Raw genomic sequence first — 17,598 nt, 5'->3', positions numbered from 1 at the left:
ACTCCCAAGGAGACATAGATGAACTTATCACTGCGTAAAGTTGCTCTGGCCGCTGGCGTCATGCTGTTCGCCGGCCAACTGATGGCCGAACCGAAACGTCCGGAATGCATCGCCCCGGCCTCCCCCGGCGGCGGTTTCGACCTGACCTGCAAACTGGCGCAGAGCGCGCTGGTCAACGAAAAACTGCTGACCAAACCGATGCGCGTGACCTACATGCCCGGCGGTGTCGGCGCGGTGGCGTACAACGCGGTCGTCGCCCAGCGCCCGGCCGACGCCGGCACGCTGGTGGCGTGGTCCAGCGGTTCGCTGCTGAATCTGGCGCAAGGCAAGTTCGGCCGTTTCGACGAGACCAACGTGCGCTGGCTGGCCGCCGTCGGCACCAGTTACGGTGCCATCGCGGTGAAAAGCGATTCGCCTTACAAGACCCTCGACGATCTGGTCAAAGCCCTGAAGAAAGATCCGAGCTCCGTGGTGATCGGTTCCGGCGGCACCGTCGGCAGCCAGGACTGGATGCAGACCGCACTGATCGCCAAGGCTGCCGGGATCAACCCGCGTGACCTGCGTTACGTCGCCCTCGAAGGCGGCGGCGAAATCGCTACTGCACTGCTCGGCGGTCACATCCAGGTGGGTAGTACCGACATCTCCGACTCCATGCCGCATATCCAGAGCGGTGACATGCGGCTGCTCGCGGTGTTCGCCGATAAACGCATCGACGAACCGGAAATGAAAGACATCCCGACCGCGCGCGAGCAGGGCTACGACATCGTCTGGCCGGTGGTGCGTGGTTTCTACCTTGGGCCAAAAGTCAGCGACGAAGACTACGCCTGGTGGAAAGACGCCTTCGACAAACTGCTGGCCTCCGATGAGTTCGCCAAGCTGCGCGATCAGCGTGAACTGTTTCCGTTCGCCATGACCGGCCCGGAGCTGGACACCTACGTGAAGAAGCAGGTCGCGGACTACAAAGTGCTGGCCAAAGAGTTCGGCCTGATTCAGTGATCGTCTCTGTCTAGCGGCTGCGGCCTCGCGCATCGAGGCCTCGGCACAGGAGTTTCCCATGCTCTTACAACGCATTTTCGCCTCGGTGCTATTGCTGGCCTGCGTCGGCCTGGCGCTGATGGCGTGGCCGTATCAAGCGGCTTTTTCTTACGAACCGGTCGGCCCGCGCGCCTTTCCTCTGCTGATGCTCGGCCTGATGGGCGTGGCGCTGCTGTACATGGTGTTCCGCCCGGCACCGATCAAACACAGCGAAGACGAGCCACCGCTGGATCGCGAAACCCTGACCAAGATCGGCCTCTGCGTGCTGTTGCTGCTGGTGTTCGCCGGCCTGTTCGAACCGCTGGGCTTCATCCTCAGCAGCATCCTGATCGGCATCCCGATGGCGCGCCTGTATGGCGGTCGCTGGCTACCGAGCATTGTGGTGACAACGTTGATGGCCATCGGTCTGTACCTGCTGTTCGACCGTCTGATGGACGTTCCACTGCCTCTGGGCCTGCTCGACGTTCTGGAGAACTGATATGGATACTCTCGGTTATTTGGGTCAGGGCTTCGGCGTCGCGCTGAGTCCGTACAACCTGGTCACGGCCTTGACCGGCACGCTGATCGGCACCGTGGTCGGGCTGTTGCCGGGCCTGGGTCCGATCAATGGCGTGGCCCTGCTGATCCCGATCGCCTTCGCCCTCGGCCTGCCGCCGGAGTCGGCGCTGATTCTGCTGGCGGCGGTGTATCTGGGCTGCGAATACGGCGGGCGGATCAGCTCGATCCTGCTGAACATTCCGGGCGAAGCCTCCACCGTGATGACCACCCTCGACGGTTATCCGATGGCGCGCCAGGGTCTGGCCGGTGTCGCCCTGTCGCTGTCGGCATGGAGTTCGTTCATCGGTGCGTTCATCGCCACCTGCGGCATGGTGCTGTTCGCCCCGTTACTGGCGAAATGGGCGATTGCCTTCGGTCCGGCGGAATACTTCGTGTTGATGGTGTTTGCGATCGTCTGCCTTGGCGGCATGGCCGGTGATCGACCGCTGAAGACTTTTATTGCGGCGCTGATCGGGCTGTTTCTGTCGACCGTGGGCATCGACGCCAACAGCGGCGTATACCGTTTCACCGGCGACAACATTCACCTGACCGACGGCATCCAGTTCGTGGTGCTGGTACTGGGTCTGTTCTCGGTCAGTGAAATCCTTCTGCTGCTGGAAAAAACCCATCGCGGCCAGGAAGCGGTGAAGGCCACCGGGCGCATGATGTTCAACTTCAAGGAAGCGGCGTCGGTGTTCGTGGTGAACATCCGTTGCGGCCTGCTGGGTTTCATCATGGGCGTGTTGCCGGGTGCAGGTGCGACGCTGGCCAGCGCCGTGGCCTACATGACCGAAAAACGCATCGCCGGTGCCGGTGGCAAATTCGGTCAAGGTGACGCCCGTGGCCTTGCCGCTCCGGAAACCGCGATCGGCGCTTCGGCCTGTGGCGCACTGGTGCCGATGCTGACCCTCGGTGTACCCGGTTCGGGCACCACCGCCGTGATGATCGGCGCACTGTCGCTGTACAACATCACCCCGGGGCCGCTGCTGTTCCAACAGCAACCGGACATCGTCTGGGGCCTGATCGCGTCGTTGTTCATCGCCAACATCATGCTGGTGATCCTGAATATCCCGATGATCCGCATCTTCACCCGCATCCTCGCCGTGCCGAACTGGGCGCTGGTGCCGGTGATCGCGATCATCACCGGGATCGGCGTGTACGCCGTGCATGCGACCACCTTCGACCTGTTCCTGATGGTCGGCATCGGTATCTTCGGCTACATCCTGCGCAAGCTGGATTTCCCGTTGTCGCCCGTGCTGCTCGGGTTCATCCTCGGTGGGCTGATGGAGCAGAACCTGCGTCGTGCACTGTCGATCTCCAACGGTGCGCTGGAAATCCTCTGGTCGAGCCCGATCACTTTCGGCGTGTGGATCCTGACCGCGATCATGTTGCTGATGCCGCTGCTGCGCATCTGGCGCAAACGTGCGGCAGCGCAACGCGCCATCGCCGATGTCTGATCGCTCCTCCCTCAGAAGCTGGTGGGCGACCCCGCTGGTCGGTCTGCTTGGCGGTTTTATCGCCAGCCAGATCGGCTGGCCACTGCCGTGGATGGTCGGCTCGTTACTGGCGATCATCCTCGTGCGCTGCCTGACCCCGTGGCAACTCACGGAAATCCCCGGCGGGCGCAAATGCGGCCAATGGATTGTCGGCATCGGCATCGGCCTGCACTTCACCCCGTTGGTGATGGAGCAGGTGCTGAGTCATTTCGGATTGATCTTCTTCGGTGCCCTGGTCACCAGCCTGTCTGCGGTGGTCGGGGTGTGGTTGATGCGCCGTACCGGCGAGGATCGCGCCACGGCGTTTTTCTCGAGCATGCCCGGCGGCTCCGGCGAGATGGTCAACCTCGGCGCGCGCAATGGCGCGCTGCTCAGCCATGTCGCGGCGGGACAGAGTCTGCGGGTGCTGGTGGTGGTGCTGTGCGTGCCGGCCGCGTTCAAGTATCTGCTGGGCGACGGCACACCGATTTCCCACGCCGGCAATGTCGATTGGCGCTGGCTGGCGATTCTGTTTCCCACGGGCGCCCTGCTCGCCTGGCTCTGGCAGCGTTTGCGTCAACCCAATCCGTGGCTGTTCGGGCCGCTGCTGGTCAGTGCCACGGTGAGCATTGCCTGGGATTTGCACATCGGCCTGCCGGACGGCGGCAGCCAGATCGGCCAGTGGCTGATCGGCAGCGGGCTGGGCTGTCACTTCAATCGACAGTTCTTCCGCCGCGCGCCGTCATTCATGGGCCGTACGCTGATTGGCACGGCGCTGACCATGTTGATCGCGACATTGGCGGCTTTGGGCTTGAGTGCGCTGACCCATCTGGATCTGCGTTCGCTGACGTTGGGCATGATGCCCGGTGGGATTGCCGAGATGAGTCTGACGGCGGAGACCCTGCAACTGTCGGTGCCGCTGGTGACGGCGATGCAGGTGATGCGGCTGCTGTTTGTACTGTTTCTGGCGGAGCCGTTGTTCAAATACTGGAACCGTAATCCCGAGTAATACCGCGCCGCCCTTTTCGCGAGCAGGCTCGCTCCCACAGGGTTTTGAGGTGTTCACACAATCTGTGGCAACCACAGGAACCTGTGGGAGCGAGCCTGCTCGCGAAGGGGCCCGCCCATTCAACCCATCAAATCGGCGGCAGACGCCACTCAATTGGCGCTTCGCCATTTTGCTCGAGAAACTTGTTGGTCCGGCTGAAATGCCCGCAACCGAGGAAGCCCCGATAAGCCGATAGCGGCGACGGATGCACCGAGGTCAGCACCAGGTGCTTGGTCGCATCGATCAGCTTCTGCTTGCTCTGCGCATGCGCGCCCCACAGCATGAACACCAGATGCGGCTGGCGTTCGCTGACCACCTCAATAATCCGGTCGGTGAAGAACTGCCAGCCCTTGTCCTTATGCGCGTTGGCATTGGCGCGCTCGACGGTCATGGTGGTGTTGAGCATCAACACGCCCTGATCGGCCCAGCTCTGCAGGTAGCCGTGGTTGGGAATGTCGATGTTCAGGTCGCGTTTCAACTCTTTATAGATATTGACCAGCGACGGCGGCGCCGGCACGCCCGGTTGCACCGAGAAGCACAAGCCATGAGCCTGGCCCGGACCGTGGTAAGGGTCCTGGCCAAGGATCACCACTTTGACTTTATCCAGCGGCGTCGAATTCAGCGCGTTGAAAATCAGCGGCCCCGGCGGATAGATTTCCTTGCCGGCCGCCCGCTCCTGCTGCAGAAAAGTGCGCAACTCTGCCATATAAGGCTGGTCGAATTCAGCACGCAGTGCCTCCTTCCAGCTCGGTTCGAGTTTGATACGGTCGTCAGCAGTCATGGTCATACCCGGCAAAAACAATGGGGCGAACCCTAGGAAAGCCGACCACGCTTGTCAATTGATCTGACACAGATCCGGCACTTTCCCGCACAGCGATCATACTGAACGCTCAATTTCCCGATCGAGGTCACGATGAATCTGCACTTCGAAGAACTCACCGGCACCGACGGCGCCCGCCTCGGGATCGCCAGCCTGGATGCTGAAAAGTCGCTCAACGCGCTGTCCTTGCCGATGATCAACGCCCTGAGCGACAAACTGAACGCCTGGGCCAAAGATCCACAAATCGTTTGCGTGCTATTGCGCGGCAACGGCGCCAAAGCGTTCTGCGCCGGCGGCGAAGTGCGCAGCCTGGTGGAGGCCTGTCGCGCCCATCCCGGCGAAGTCCCGCCACTCGCTGCGCAGTTTTTCGCCGCCGAATATCGCCTGGACTACAGCCTGCACACCTACCCCAAACCGCTGATCTGCTGGGGCCACGGTTACGTGCTCGGCGGCGGCATGGGCCTGTTGCAAGGCGCCAGCACGCGGATCGTCACGCCGAGCAGTCGCCTGGCGATGCCGGAGATCACCATCGGTCTGTATCCGGACGTCGGGGCCAGTTGGTTTTTGTCACGGTTGCCGGGCAAGCTCGGCTTGTTCCTCGGTCTGACGGGTGCACATATGAATGGCCGCGATGCGATCGATCTGGATCTGGCCGACCGTTTCCTGCTTGAAGAGCAGCAACCGCAGCTGATCGAAGGCCTGCTGCAACTCAACTGGCAGGAACAGACCGACATGCAGCTCAACAGTCTGTTCAAGGCCCTGCAACAGGAAGCCGTCGGGCAGATGCCCGAGGCGCAGTGGTTACCCCGCCGTCAGCGGATCGACGAACTGCTCGACGTCAGCGACGTCACCTGTGCCTGGAAAGCCATCAGCCTGCAACGCGACAGCAGCGACCCGCTGATCGCCCGCGCCGCGAAAACCCTGAGCGAAGGCTCGCCGCTGACCGCGCATCTGGTCTGGGAACAGATCCTCCGCGCCCGCTATCTGTCGCTGGCCGAAGTGTTTCAGATGGAATACACCCTGAGCCTCAATTGCTGTCGGCACCCGGAATTCAGCGAAGGGGTTCGCGCGCGGCTGATCGACAAGGATCAGAAACCGCACTGGCATTGGCCGGACATCAATAACGTCCCGGACGCGGTGGTCGAGGCGCATTTTCACAAGGTCTGGGAAGGTCGGCATCCGTTGGCGGATCTGACGGTTTACTGATTGCCCGGCAAATCGCAGGCACAAAAAAGCGGCGCTCAATGCGCCGCTTTTTTGTTTGCGGATGATTATGATTACCAGCGACCGCCTCGCCCGCCGTGGTCACCGCGGTTACCGTGATGATCACGCCCACCCCGGTCACGATCCCAACCCCCACCGCGGTGGCCGTCCCAACGGCCACGATCATTGTCGTGCCAGCGACGACTCTTATAGTAGCGCGGCGCTGGTTGGTAGTAGCGGGGCGCCGAGTAGTAACGCGGAGCCGGTTGGTAGTAACGCGGGGCCGCCTGATAGTAGCGCGGGGCCGAGTAATAGGTGCTGCCACCGCTGTAATAGGTGCCGCCAGTGTTGTAGTAGGCCGGAGCGGGTGAGGTGTAGACCTCCGAGCTGTAATAACTGTCTGCGTAGGAGTAGGGAGCGCAACCGGCAACGGAAAACATCATCGCAGCAAGTAGAAGAATTCGTCGATACATGGCGGCCTCCTGGACCGCGGGTAGCCGCACCAGCGACGCTGGCAGGCATCAGTCGTTTATTCGGTGACTGACGGAACATCTGACAGCGTTTTCCGAATCTGGTGCGCTTCCGTAACAAGTTGAAACATGTGATTGATGAAATCCTGTTCATTTGGAAAACACTGTCATTCAGCCGCCGATCAGTGGTGCCCACCGTGATAGCCGCGTCCGTAACCGCCGCGATAGCCGTGACCGCCGTAGTAATAGTGCCCGCCACCGTAATAGCGCGGGCCGTAATAACCGCCGTAGTAATACGGTGAGTAATAGCCTGGATAGTAGTAAGTGGCAGGGTAAGCATCGTAAGGACCGGCGTAGTAATAACACCCGGACAGACCCAAGCCGAGCACCGCTCCCAGCAGCACCCGGCGCAACAGTTTGGAAGTAACCATGACGGCCTCCTGAAAGACCTGCGGCCGCAGCAGGACAGCGCAGCCGACACAGTTTTGACTGTCAGGTCCGGGGCAAGTGCCGGGCGCGCAAAGGCTTCAGATCAGCGGTGTCAGTCACACTGAAAATCCTCTGTGGAAGCAGGCTTGCTCACGAAAGCGGTGGGTCAGTGACGAATCACTGACTGACAGGACGCCTTCGCGAGCAAGCCCGCTCCCACTGTTGGCCTGCGTAATGTCCAGGCATACATCGGTGCCACCACCGTACATGCTGATGACACCTTGCATACCCTGCTGTCTCGGGCCGATCATGCGATGTAGCAGGCCAGACAAACTGGCCGTAACCGCAATTGCGTGGAAATGCCTTACTCGTCCTATGCCTGATTCCGACATCAAACCCGACCTCTGCCCGGCCTGCGGCGCGCGCAACGACTGCACCCTGGCTGACCCGCGCACCGCCGACCAGGCCTGCTGGTGCTATGCCGTGAGCATCGATCCGGCAGTACTTGAAGCCTTGCCCGCAGCGCTGCGCAATCAATCCTGTCTGTGCCCGCGCTGCGCGCAGGTCGAGGCGCAACTGCAAGCAGCGGCGCGGCCGATCCCGTAAGATACGCGCCCCTTTATCCGCCGATTCCTGACCATGCGCGTCGACCGTTTCCTCAGCAACCTGCCCCGCTATAACCGTCAGCAGGTTCGCCTGTTGCTGGTGGAAAAGCGCGTGCGGATCGACGGAAAAGTCGTCAGCGACCCGCACAGCGAAGTGCTGGAGTTCAGCCGCGTCGAAGTCGACGAAGAAGTCCTGCAACTCGGCAAACCGGCACGCTACTTCATGCTGCACAAGCCGCCGGGGTGCGTCAGTGCCACTCGCGATCCGCAGCACCCGACCGTGCTTGATCTGATCGATGAACCGGACAAAGACGACCTGCACATCGCCGGTCGCCTGGACTTCAACACCACCGGGTTGATGCTGATCACCAATGATGGCAGCTGGTCGCGACGCCTGACCCAACCGCAGACCAAACTGCCGAAGGTCTATTACGTCGAGACCGAACAGGAGATCGGGCCGCAATACGCGCTGACGTTTGCCGATGGCATCTACTTCGCCTTCGAAAACCTGACCACGCAACCGGCGCAACTCGATGTACTCGGCCCGCGAGTGGCGCGCCTGAGCATCGTCGAGGGTCGCTACCATCAGGTGAAGCGCATGTTTGGTCACTTCAACAACAAAGTCTTGCGCCTGCATCGCGAATCCATGGGCCCGCTGTCGCTGGATAGCGCGCTAAAACCGGGCGAGTACCGCGCTTTGCGCACCGAAGAGATTCATTTGTTCTAAGCCGGTGACCGCTCAGCAGAAGTTGTCGAACAATTTACCAACGGCACTTGCGCGATCCCCATCCCACTGCTTGAATCAGGACGTCGGCCAAATTGTGACCGATGAGTCACCACATACTTCCAAGAAACTTTTTGCCGGTCGTCAGCCCCTTGGGTTGCGCCTCAGCCGGCAGACTGCCCGCCAATAACAACACCCGTCGACCGCAGTCATGGATCGACATGGGCCAAGCAAATTCCAGGCGTATGCCTACCTGTCACAAAGCTCGTGCAATCTCTATTTGCGCGCATACCCGCTTGCTTGCCAGGAGTCTTATGACATGAGGCCAGAAATCGCTGTGCTGGATATACAGGGTCAGTATCGGGTTTACACGGAGTTCTATCGCGCAGACGCCGCAGAAAAGACCATCATCCTGGTCAACGGCTCGATGGCCACGACTGCGTCGTTTGCACAGACTGTGAAAAACCTGCACCCGCAATTCAACGTGGTTTGCTACGACCAGCCCTACGCGGGCCGGTCGAAAATCCACAACCGTCACGAGAAACATCTGACCAAGGAAGTCGAAGGGCAGATCCTGCTGGAGCTGATCGACCACTTCGGCGCCGAACACGTGCTGTCGTTTTCCTGGGGCGGCGCAGCCACCCTGGTTGCCCTGGCCCATCAGCCGCGGCGTATCGAGAAAGCCGTGATCAGCTCGTTCTCGCCGGTGATCAACGCACACATGCTTGATTACCTGGAGCGCGGTGTCGATTACCTCGGCCAGCGCGATGGCGACCGCGTCGGGCACCTGGTCAACAGCACTATCGGCAAACACCTGCCGTCACTGTTCAAGCGCTTCAACTATCGCCACGTCAGCAGCCTGGCCGAACACGAATACGGGCAGATGCACTTCCACATCAGTGACGTGCTGCACAGCGATCGCCAGTGCTATTTGAATGCGGCGAAAAAGATCAACGTGCCGGTGCTGTTTCTCAACGGCGAATGGGATGAATACACCGCCGCCGAAGACGCCCGGATATTCGGCAACCATGTGGCGCACAGCACCTTCACCACGCTGCAGGCCACCGGCCACTTCCTCGACATGGAACACAAGGCTGCGTGCCGCGATAGCCAGAACGCCCTGCTCGGTTTCCTGAAACCCTCACCGCAGTCGAGCCGAACGCGTTACGCGTTCGTTCAGGATCACCATGCATTGGCCATTTGAAAAAGCGTCGTCGCGAGCGAGTCTGTGGGGCTGAAAGACCAGCATTGATTGTCCTGCAGATTTGCCCGCGAATGACCGTTTTCAATGCTGTAACGCGCTGCGGGCAAAAGAAAAACTTCAAATCCGCGCCCGACTCTGGTACAAAGTCAGCCGCTCTGAGCGGGTATAGTTTAGTGGCAAAACGAAAGCTTCCCAAGCTTTAGTTGAGGGTTCGATTCCCTCTACCCGCTCCACTCATTCAGGTCTCACGTCGTGTTACGACGGGAGATGCAGGAACAGAAAAAACCGGCCTACAGGGCCGGTTTTTTTGTGTCTGCGATTTGAGAAAAAGCAATGCAAGGAGTAATCCTCCTCACAGGAAGCCCCCCTTAATCGAATATGCATAACTCCACTTCTCTGTGTTTTATTGCGATTTCTGAGAGATAAGCCACAATACTCAGGAATAATGTATTGATACCGATCCTCTCACTAATCCAGAATTACCAGCTTTAAAGTAGTTTTTGAGGTGTAAAACCCATTATGTTGGATTTAATCCTTAGCAAACCGAATGAGATCGTCAAGCGGATCTGCGAACGCCTGCGCACTGACCGGCTCGCTCTGGAAATGACACAAGCGGATGTGGCTGCACGTGCCGGCATCGGAACCAACACGGTGTCCAATCTGGAAGCCGGGCGTAATGTGGGTTTCGAAAATCTGGTGCGCGTCGCCATGGTACTTGGACGCAGCAAGGAACTCGAAAATCTGTTCCTGCCAAAGCTTGAAACTCTGGACGACATCCTGCGCTACGAAAACAGCGCCAAGCGTCAACGCATCAAAAGGAAATCCGAAAATGCTTGAGCGAGTGGACGTCTACTACGAAGGCTGGGGTGAACATTGGCAGTGGGGCACGCTGGCTTCCACCACAGCTCTGACCGGTCGGCCGCTGGTGGTGTTTGAGTACAGCGACGAAGCGAAAAAAAGAGGACTCGAACTTTCGTCCCTGAAACTTCCTTTACAAGGCGCAAAATTAAGCCGGGATTTCCCGCAACATCAGTTGGGATTACCAGGCCCCGTCTATGACTCGCTGCCCGACGGTTGGGGCATGCTGCTGATGGATCGTCTATTCAAACGTCGCGGCCTGAATCCCGCACGCATCGGCCCCTTGGAACGACTGGCCTACATTGGCAACAATGCCATGGGATCCATGTCGTTCAAGCCTGTGGCGCCTGACGTACTAGAACCGCAGATGCATGTTCCCATTGAATTGCTTGCAGCCGAAGTGCAGCAAGTGCTCAAAGGTGAAGGGGGTGAGCTTCTTCAGAAGTTGTTGCTGGTGGGAGGATCTCCGCAAGGTGCCAGACCAAAAGCTCTGGTCTATCGCGATCCTGATACCGGGACGTTCACCACTGCCGCCACTCCGGATTTTGAAGCATGGCTGGTGAAGTTCCCGGCCCAGCACGAACACCCCGAAGTGTGCGCTATCGAAATGATCTATGCCGAGTGCTTGCGCCTCTGCGGCATTCAAACACCAGACACGCAATACTTCAGTCTGTCAGACGGAATGACTGCCTTCGCCAGCAAACGCTTTGATCGACAGGACGGGCTGCGCGTCCCCATGCAAAGTCTCGCAGCTTTCACCGGAGCAGATTTTCGATCCCCTGGAGCATTGGACTACGCCAACTTCCTGCGCGCGACGCAGAGATGCACCAATGATGTACGAGAAAAAGCTCGAGCGTTCGAGCGAGCTGTATTCAACGTTGCGTTCCACAATCGAGACGATCACCCCAAAAACTTTGCCTACACCATGTCACGAACTGGCGACTGGAAATTAGCCCCGGCCTACGATGTGACCTTTTGTGAGGGGCCGGGTGGGTATCACCAGATGGATGTGATGGGCGAAGCGCTGGAAATCGACCGAAAGGCCATGCTTGGACTGGCAGCAGAAGCGGAGGTTAGTGCCTATGAGGCAGGAGTTATCATTGAGCGCTTTTGCGACGTATCCAGCCAATTCTCAACTGTGGCAAATGATCGTTATCCTGGCGCGATCACTCAGGAAACCCTGCGTACCATTCAAAGCCGAATTGATCACAACATCAAGTTGTTGCGATGACTGCATATCCTTGCAAATCACACTTTTTGAAACCCTGAAGATTTTTCCGACATTACAGATCCACAACAAACCACGGTTCTCACCATCCCCACGACCCGCTAGCATTTCCACTTCACCCACCAACCCTCCCCCCTGCGCGGCCATCGACGAATACGCGTTTTGACTTTCGAGGGACTCCATGGCGCGGCCCCTGCGCCGCTGATGACCGAACTCAAAAGAGCACTTTCCCATGACGCAAAACATTTACGACGACCCCGAATTTTTTCACGGTTACAGCCAAATGAACCGTTCAATCGGCGGCCTCGATGCCGCGCCGGAGTGGCCGGCGCTCAAGGCGTTGCTGCCATCGATGCACGACTTGAATGTGGTCGACCTCGGCTGCGGCTATGGCTGGTTCAGCCGTTGGGCCAGTGAACATGGCGCCGCCCATGTGCTGGGGCTGGATGTCTCGGAAAAGATGCTGGAGCGGGCGCGCGAAACCACAGCGGCGGCGAACATCCGCTATGAACGCGCCGACCTCGAACATCTCGACTTGCCGGCCTGCAGTTTCGATCTGGCCTACAGTTCGCTGGCGCTGCACTACATCAAGGATCTGGCCGGACTGTTCGCCCATCTGTACGCGGCGCTGAAACCGGGTTCGCATTTTGTGTTCTCCATCGAGCACCCGATCTTCATGGCCCCGCGCAATCCAGGCTGGCTGGTCGACAGCGATGGCCACAAGCGCTGGCCGCTGGACAGCTATCAGATGGAGGGCGAGCGGGTGACCCACTGGCTGGCCGACGGGGTGATCAAGCAGCATCGCACGATGGGCACGCTGTTGAATTCGTTGATCGCGGCGGGTTTTGCCATTCGCCATGTCAATGAATGGGGGCCGAGCGATGCGGAGGTGGCGGTGCAACCAGCGCTGGCTGAAGAGCGGGAGCGGCCGATGATGTTGTTGGTGGCGGTGCAGCGCTAATCTGATCTGAGCAAACAATATGTGGTGAGGGGATTTATCCCCGATGGTTGCGTAGCAACCGCTTAAAGGGCCTGCTGCGCAGTCCATCGGGGATAAATCCCCTCACTACAGGTGGCTGAAGGCTGGCTTCAGCGAGTCGCGACGATGAACAGCCGCGGAAACGGCAACAGCACCGAACCATCCGGCAACGCCGGATAGGCCTCGGCAACTGCAGCCAGATACTGCTGCAGATATTGCGCCCGCTCCTCTTCAGTCAGCGGATTCAGGAACGGAATCAAACCACTGCCCTTGAACCACTCCACCACCCCCGCCGCCCCGCCCGGCAGTTGATGGTGATAGGTGGTACGCCACACATCGACCCGCGCACAGTGCGGACGCAACATCGAGAAGTAATCGCTGGCACTGGCCATCTCGGTGCGCTGCCCGGCGGCGTCGGCGAGTTTCGCGGCCCATGGGCCGTTGGCGGCAACTTCACGCATCAGTCGATGAGAAGGCTCGTTGAGGTTGTCCGGCATCTGGATCGCCAGACTGCCACCGTCCGAAAGCTTACCCGCCAACGCCGGCAGCAACGTCGCGTGATCCGGCACCCATTGCAGCACTGCATTGGCGAAGATCACATCGAACGGCCCTTGATCCGCCCAACTATCGATTTCTGCGACCTCGAACTGCAACTGCGGCAGGCGCTTGCGCGCGGCGTTGACCATGTCCGGCGAACTGTCGAGCCCCCTGACCTGGGCCTGCTCAAAACGCTGCACCAGCAATTCGGTGGAATTACCCGGGCCACAACCGATATCGACCACCGATCGCGCCTGAACCGTGGGAATCGCCGCCAGCAGATCACGGGCCGGGCGGGTGCGTTCATCTTCGAAAGCGACGTATTGTCTGGCGGACCAACTCATTGCGTTCTCCAGTCGGGACATTCCTGCGGTTCGTCACAATACAGGCAGCGCTGCGGACAGTTCCAGAGAGGCTTATTGCAAGGGATGTCTCCGCCTTCACAATTATTGGCAGGAGTCATTTGTAAGTAGAATTTTCATCGCGCCCCGGATGTCTGAATTTCAAGCTCTCCCAATAAGGAACATCGCAATGAAATTCGCGAAAATCTCCCAGACCCTGGCCCTCTGGGCCGGTAGCCCGAAAACCTTCATGGGCGCATTGATCCTGATTTTTCTGTGGGGTTTGAGTGGGCCGATTTTTGATTTCAATGACACCTGGCAACTGATCATCAACACCTCGACCACGATCATCACTTTTCTGATGGTATTCCTGATCCAGAATACGCAGAACCGTGATACCGACATCCTGCATCTGAAGCTCGATGAGTTATTGCGGGTGAACAAGGAAGCGCAGAACGCAATGCTCGGCCTGGAATCGCTGGATCTCAAACAACTCGAGGCGCTGCGCAAGCATTACCGCAGCCTGGGGGAAAGCGAGGTATTCGATCTTGAAGGGCTGGGGGAGAAGAGCAAGCCGAAGCAGGATTTGAATGACTGCTAAGTAAAGTTGAACAAAGCAAAAGATCGCAGCCTGCGGCAGTTCCTACACCGTTCTATGTAGGAGCTGCCGCAGGCTGCGATCTTTTGATTGGCAGTTGGTGTCAGCGACTGGCTTGCAGAGCTCGGGCCATTTCCAGATGGCTTTGCAGTTTTGGCAGCGTCTCGTCGGCAAATGCCTTGATTTCCGGCACGTCGGTCGACTGCGCTTCCTGCTGAATCTGCTGGATGGCCTCTTCGGTCGCTTTCACTTGGCTCGCGGCGTAGGCCTGGTCGAAGGTTTCACCGTCCTTGACCTGAGGGATCATGGTCTTGGCCTTGTCGGCAATTTCTTCACGGGGAGCGACCGGCAGATCGAGTTTCTTCGCGATCTTCGCCAGATGCTGGTTGGCCGTGGTGCGGTCATTGATCACGACAATGGTGTAATCCTTGACCTCTTTGGATTCGGATTTCTGGTGCGCCAGCCGGCTGGCTTCAATGTCGGCCATGCCTTTGGCGGACGCATCGTTGATGAAGTCGGCAGGCGACTGGGCGAATGCACTGCCAGCGAACAAACCCAACAGCGTGGCAAAACTGAAACGACGTATCTGGGTGGCCATCCGGCTCATGGTCGCGCCCTCCTATCTCTGCAAATTCAAGCGGGGGCTTGCGCCCCCGCCTCTCAATCAAAACTACCTCACCGACTACTTCGACTTCTGAGCTGGCTTGCGGCCCATTTCGGTTTTCGCAGGCTCTTTGTCGACTGTCGTGGTGGTGGTTTTCCCACCTTTGCGACCGGCTTCAGAGGCCTTCGTTCGATCGTTGGCGAAGTTTCCCGAGTTCGAGTTTCTTGAATTAGGCATGATTCTCTTCCTCTTGGTGTTGATCGTTGGCGAGCAGATGCCCGCCTAGATTGAGAATTGCCGGACTGCCAAAGGTTTAGAAAAGTTGCCCGCGCCGCGACGAACGGCGCGCATTGTTTCAGCTATCCACCGCCCGATGATTGAGGCGTTTGGCGGCGTACATCGCTTGGTCGGCATGCCGGAACAATTGTTGCTCCTCACTGCCATGTTCGGGATAACGGGCCACGCCGATGCTCGGTTCGATATACAGGTTGTGACCGTCCAGGCGCATCGGCTGCACCAGCACCTGGCGGATTTTTCCGGCCACGATGTCGGCGTCTTCAGCGGCGTGAACGCTGTGCAACAGCACCACGAATTCGTCGCCACCGATGCGCGCCACGGTATCGGTGTCGCGTACGCAGCCCTTGAGCCGACTCGCCACCGTTTGCAGCAGCATGTCGCCGACCGCATGGCCAAAGGTGTCGTTGACCTGTTTGAAGCGATCCAGATCGACGTACAGCAGCGCCATGTTTCCCGAGGTTTCCCGGGCACCGGCCAGCGCAGCCTTGAGACGGTCTTTGAGCAACCCGCGATTGGGCAACTGGGTCAGTTGATCGTATTGCGCCATGCGCTTGAGCCGCGCGTGCAACTGCTGGCGCTCGATGGCGGTGGCGACCTGGGCGCAGACGTATTGCAGCAGTTCCTTGTCCTGCTCGGTATAACGCTCACCGCCCGGCAGGCTTTTGACGATCAGCGCACCGATGGTGCCGTTCTTCGAATTCAGCGGCACACCGAGCCAGCACGGTGAGTCCTGCCCCGCCACCAGCGCGGCGAAGTCGGGCGAGGCGTCGGGGCTGTCCGGCGTCAGCAGAATCGGCTGACCGCTGCGGATGACCTCCGCACACAAACGCCCGGTAACGGTGCCAGGTTGCTCGGGCTGCAATTCGTGATCGTCGACGTGATAGGGAAAATTCAGCTGCGCACAGTGCTCGTCGTACAGCGCCACGGAGAAATTCAGCGCCGGCAGCCATTCGCCGATGATCAGGTGGATGCGTTTGAACAGCGCCAGCAAGTCTTCGGCGACATGCGCCGCCTCGGAAATCGCATACAGCGCAGCCTGACGCGATTCCGCCTGCTTGCGCTCGGTGATGTCGCGGGCCACGGCGATGCGCAACTGATCGACCTCCGACCAGCGCGCCGACCAGAGGATATTCACAATGCGGCCATCCTTGCGCACATAACGGTTTTCGAAATTGTGCTTGGGTTCGCCGCTCATGATGTCGTGGGCGGCGGCCAAGGTGCGCTGGCGGTCTGCGGGATGCACCAGTTCGATCATCGACCGGCAGATCAACTCGTCAGGCGTATAACCAAAAATACGCTCGCAGGCAGCACTGACAAAAACGAAACGGCCCTGCCTGTCCACCGCGCAGACGGCATCCAGCAACAGGTCCATATAACTCGCCAACGGCGCGGAATTTCGGCTTTCCATGGTTCAGCGTGGGTGTCCGGACAATGCAGCACTGTTCAACCATCCCTGACCCTTTGTTCACGCATCCCTGCACACAACATCAAGCCTTGTTCGGCAGCAATCCCGGTAGTGCGTGCATCAGTGCGTTGATCGCAAAACCGATGAACATCACGCCACACAAACGCGTGATCATCAGCTCGTGGCGCTGATACAGCGTGCGCACCCGTCGGGCGCCGACAACGCCGATCAAGATAGCGTAAGCCAGCAATCCGCCGAGAAAGCTCAGGGCGATCAGCGCCGGCAACATCGACCAGTTGAGCAGTTCGGCGCGGCTCGACAGCAGCGCGGTAAAGGTCGCGACCGCCACCGGGTAGGCCTTGGGATTGGTCAAACCGAACAGGATGCCGTGCCAGAACGGCTGACGCGCTGCGCCCTGTGGCTGATCAGCGCTGCGCCGCTGGGCTCGCACTGCGCGCCAGCCAAGCCAGAACAGGTACAAGCCGCTGAGCACACCCAGCACATCGAATGCGGTGCTGCCGATCTCGCGGGCACCGACGATGGCGATCAGCGCGGTGCTGCACCAGACCACATCGCCAAGCAAATGCCCACAAAGAAACCCGGCCCCGGCCCGTCGCCCATGCGCCGCGCCAATGCCGAACACTGCCAGAACGCCCGGCCCGGGCGTGATGCCGTAAATGAAACCCGAGGCCAGAACGGCCATTAGCAGCGATGGAGTCATGAAAAACCTGCTGGCGCCAGTACAAATGATGGCCAGTCTATATCAGCCCAATGTGTCTGATCACGACGCGTCGTAAAAACGCATGCCCGTGTACGGTTTCAACCGACAGGCTGCCAGTCGCGAAGCCAGATCACCGACGTGAACCTCAAGCTTGTGGCCATCAGGGTCAAGAAAGTAGAACGACGCACCTTCGCTGCGGTTGTCGCGCCATTCCTTCACATTCGCCGCTTTTAGCGTCTGCACTAACAACGGAAAATCTGCCTCGGCGAGGCTGAACGCGTAATGGGTGTAGTCGACGGACGGCTCGGTGGTGCGCTGCGCATCCAGCGACAGACACAACCACAGCCCCGGCAGCGACAGATAGGCACCGGCGTCCCACGAGGCTTCGACGCGCAGACCCAATACATCGCGATAGAACGCCAGGCTGCGGGGCAAATCACTGACGGCGAGGGTCAGGTGGTTGAGGCCGGTAAGCATGGG

The 17,598-nt window shown here is 59.4% G+C and carries 21 protein-coding genes and 1 tRNA gene; 13 read left to right on the top strand and 9 right to left on the bottom strand.

Annotated elements, in window-relative coordinates; genetic code table 11:
• The first annotated feature begins 18 nt into the window (after positions 1-18).
• Genes HDC30_RS06085 through HDC30_RS06070 form a run of 4 tightly spaced genes read left to right on the top strand, consistent with a single transcriptional unit; the run spans position 19 to position 4,056 of the window.
• A complete protein-coding gene (locus HDC30_RS06085; protein WP_027614454.1) occupies positions 19-996 on the top strand; it encodes a tripartite tricarboxylate transporter substrate binding protein in 978 nt (325 codons plus the stop codon).
• A 58-nt stretch (positions 997-1,054) separates the two neighbouring features.
• Positions 1,055-1,513 carry a tripartite tricarboxylate transporter TctB family protein gene (locus tag HDC30_RS06080; protein WP_183781623.1) on the top strand — a complete coding sequence of 153 codons (459 nt, stop codon included), beginning with the start codon at positions 1,055-1,057 and terminating at the stop codon, positions 1,511-1,513.
• A gap of 1 nt (position 1,514) precedes the next feature.
• Positions 1,515-3,029, top strand: coding sequence for a tripartite tricarboxylate transporter permease (locus HDC30_RS06075; RefSeq protein ID WP_183781620.1), 1,515 nt, complete (start codon positions 1,515-1,517; stop codon positions 3,027-3,029).
• Positions 3,022-4,056, top strand: coding sequence for an AbrB family transcriptional regulator (locus tag HDC30_RS06070; RefSeq protein ID WP_027614451.1), 1,035 nt, complete (start codon positions 3,022-3,024; stop codon positions 4,054-4,056). The genes HDC30_RS06075 and HDC30_RS06070 overlap by 8 nt, the downstream gene beginning before the upstream one ends.
• Before the next feature lie 127 nt (positions 4,057-4,183).
• On the opposite strand, the gene ung is transcribed toward HDC30_RS06070, so the two are convergent.
• A complete protein-coding gene (gene ung / locus HDC30_RS06065) occupies positions 4,184-4,876 on the bottom strand; it encodes a uracil-DNA glycosylase (RefSeq protein ID WP_139055269.1) in 693 nt (230 codons plus the stop codon).
• A gap of 132 nt (positions 4,877-5,008) precedes the next feature.
• Between ung and HDC30_RS06060 the strand changes: the two genes are divergently transcribed.
• Positions 5,009-6,121, top strand: a complete 1,113-nt coding sequence (locus tag HDC30_RS06060; RefSeq protein ID WP_183781618.1) for an enoyl-CoA hydratase/isomerase family protein — start codon at positions 5,009-5,011, stop codon at positions 6,119-6,121.
• A gap of 71 nt (positions 6,122-6,192) precedes the next feature.
• Here the strand turns inward: HDC30_RS06060 and HDC30_RS06055 are convergent, their stop codons facing one another.
• Together HDC30_RS06055 and HDC30_RS06050 are read right to left on the bottom strand one after the other, a co-directional pair.
• Complete coding sequence (locus HDC30_RS06055) at positions 6,193-6,591, bottom strand: hypothetical protein (RefSeq protein ID WP_183781616.1); 399 nt, start codon at positions 6,589-6,591, stop codon at positions 6,193-6,195.
• 179 nt (positions 6,592-6,770) lie between these two features.
• Positions 6,771-7,019 carry a hypothetical protein gene (locus tag HDC30_RS06050; protein ID WP_103368263.1) on the bottom strand — a complete coding sequence of 83 codons (249 nt, stop codon included), beginning with the start codon at positions 7,017-7,019 and terminating at the stop codon, positions 6,771-6,773.
• A gap of 373 nt (positions 7,020-7,392) precedes the next feature.
• On the opposite strand from HDC30_RS06050, the gene HDC30_RS06045 reads away from it, so the two are divergent.
• The 7 genes from HDC30_RS06045 (at position 7,393) to HDC30_RS06015 (ending at position 12,597) form a co-directional block, all read left to right on the top strand.
• Positions 7,393-7,623, top strand: coding sequence for a cysteine-rich CWC family protein (locus tag HDC30_RS06045; RefSeq protein ID WP_098967655.1), 231 nt, complete (start codon positions 7,393-7,395; stop codon positions 7,621-7,623).
• A 33-nt stretch (positions 7,624-7,656) separates the two neighbouring features.
• Positions 7,657-8,349, top strand: a complete 693-nt coding sequence (locus tag HDC30_RS06040; protein WP_183781613.1) for a pseudouridine synthase — start codon at positions 7,657-7,659, stop codon at positions 8,347-8,349.
• A 316-nt stretch (positions 8,350-8,665) separates the two neighbouring features.
• Positions 8,666-9,550, top strand: coding sequence for an alpha/beta fold hydrolase (locus HDC30_RS06035; RefSeq protein WP_098967651.1), 885 nt, complete (start codon positions 8,666-8,668; stop codon positions 9,548-9,550).
• Between the two features lie 159 nt (positions 9,551-9,709).
• Positions 9,710-9,783, top strand: a tRNA-Gly gene (locus tag HDC30_RS06030).
• A gap of 286 nt (positions 9,784-10,069) precedes the next feature.
• Positions 10,070-10,387 (top strand): helix-turn-helix domain-containing protein, encoded by a 318-nt coding sequence (locus tag HDC30_RS06025; protein WP_183781608.1) that lies wholly within the window; start codon positions 10,070-10,072, stop codon positions 10,385-10,387.
• On the top strand, positions 10,380-11,639 hold the full coding sequence (locus HDC30_RS06020) for a type II toxin-antitoxin system HipA family toxin (protein ID WP_183781605.1): 1,260 nt from the start codon (positions 10,380-10,382) through the stop codon (positions 11,637-11,639). Before HDC30_RS06025 ends, HDC30_RS06020 begins: the two co-directional genes overlap by 8 nt.
• 229 nt (positions 11,640-11,868) lie before the next feature.
• Positions 11,869-12,597 carry a class I SAM-dependent methyltransferase gene (locus HDC30_RS06015; RefSeq protein ID WP_183781602.1) on the top strand — a complete coding sequence of 243 codons (729 nt, stop codon included), beginning with the start codon at positions 11,869-11,871 and terminating at the stop codon, positions 12,595-12,597.
• 128 nt (positions 12,598-12,725) lie between these two features.
• Here HDC30_RS06015 and tam read toward each other — a convergent pair whose 3' ends face one another.
• A complete protein-coding gene (gene tam, locus HDC30_RS06010) occupies positions 12,726-13,496 on the bottom strand; it encodes a trans-aconitate 2-methyltransferase (RefSeq protein ID WP_183781599.1) in 771 nt (256 codons plus the stop codon).
• Positions 13,497-13,683: 187 nt separating this feature from the next.
• Between tam and HDC30_RS06005 the strand changes: the two genes are divergently transcribed.
• Positions 13,684-14,094 carry a low affinity iron permease family protein gene (locus HDC30_RS06005; protein ID WP_027614440.1) on the top strand — a complete coding sequence of 137 codons (411 nt, stop codon included), beginning with the start codon at positions 13,684-13,686 and terminating at the stop codon, positions 14,092-14,094.
• A 100-nt stretch (positions 14,095-14,194) separates the two neighbouring features.
• Here the strand turns inward: HDC30_RS06005 and HDC30_RS06000 are convergent, their stop codons facing one another.
• From HDC30_RS06000 to fos, 5 genes are all read right to left on the bottom strand, one after another.
• Positions 14,195-14,698, bottom strand: coding sequence for a DUF4142 domain-containing protein (locus tag HDC30_RS06000; protein WP_007963247.1), 504 nt, complete (start codon positions 14,696-14,698; stop codon positions 14,195-14,197).
• 75 nt (positions 14,699-14,773) lie between these two features.
• Positions 14,774-14,932: a KGG domain-containing protein gene (locus HDC30_RS05995; protein WP_003222499.1), complete on the bottom strand. Its 159-nt coding sequence runs from the start codon at positions 14,930-14,932 to the stop codon at positions 14,774-14,776.
• A 118-nt stretch (positions 14,933-15,050) separates the two neighbouring features.
• Entirely contained in the window at positions 15,051-16,400 is a 1,350-nt protein-coding gene (locus tag HDC30_RS05990) for a bifunctional diguanylate cyclase/phosphodiesterase (RefSeq protein ID WP_183781595.1), read from the bottom strand.
• 79 nt (positions 16,401-16,479) lie between these two features.
• Positions 16,480-17,118 carry a LysE family translocator gene (locus HDC30_RS05985; RefSeq protein ID WP_027614436.1) on the bottom strand — a complete coding sequence of 213 codons (639 nt, stop codon included), beginning with the start codon at positions 17,116-17,118 and terminating at the stop codon, positions 16,480-16,482.
• A 60-nt stretch (positions 17,119-17,178) separates the two neighbouring features.
• Entirely contained in the window at positions 17,179-17,595 is a 417-nt protein-coding gene (fos, locus tag HDC30_RS05980) for a fosfomycin resistance glutathione transferase (RefSeq protein WP_183781579.1), read from the bottom strand.
• Positions 17,596-17,598: the final 3 nt, after the last annotated feature.

Origin of the sequence: Pseudomonas sp. JAI115 (assembly GCF_014200835.1) — a bacterium.
GTDB lineage: Bacteria > Pseudomonadota > Gammaproteobacteria > Pseudomonadales > Pseudomonadaceae > Aquipseudomonas > Aquipseudomonas putida_A.
Note: the sequence above shows the minus strand (reverse complement) of the source record. Positions and strands in the feature narration are given on the sequence as shown.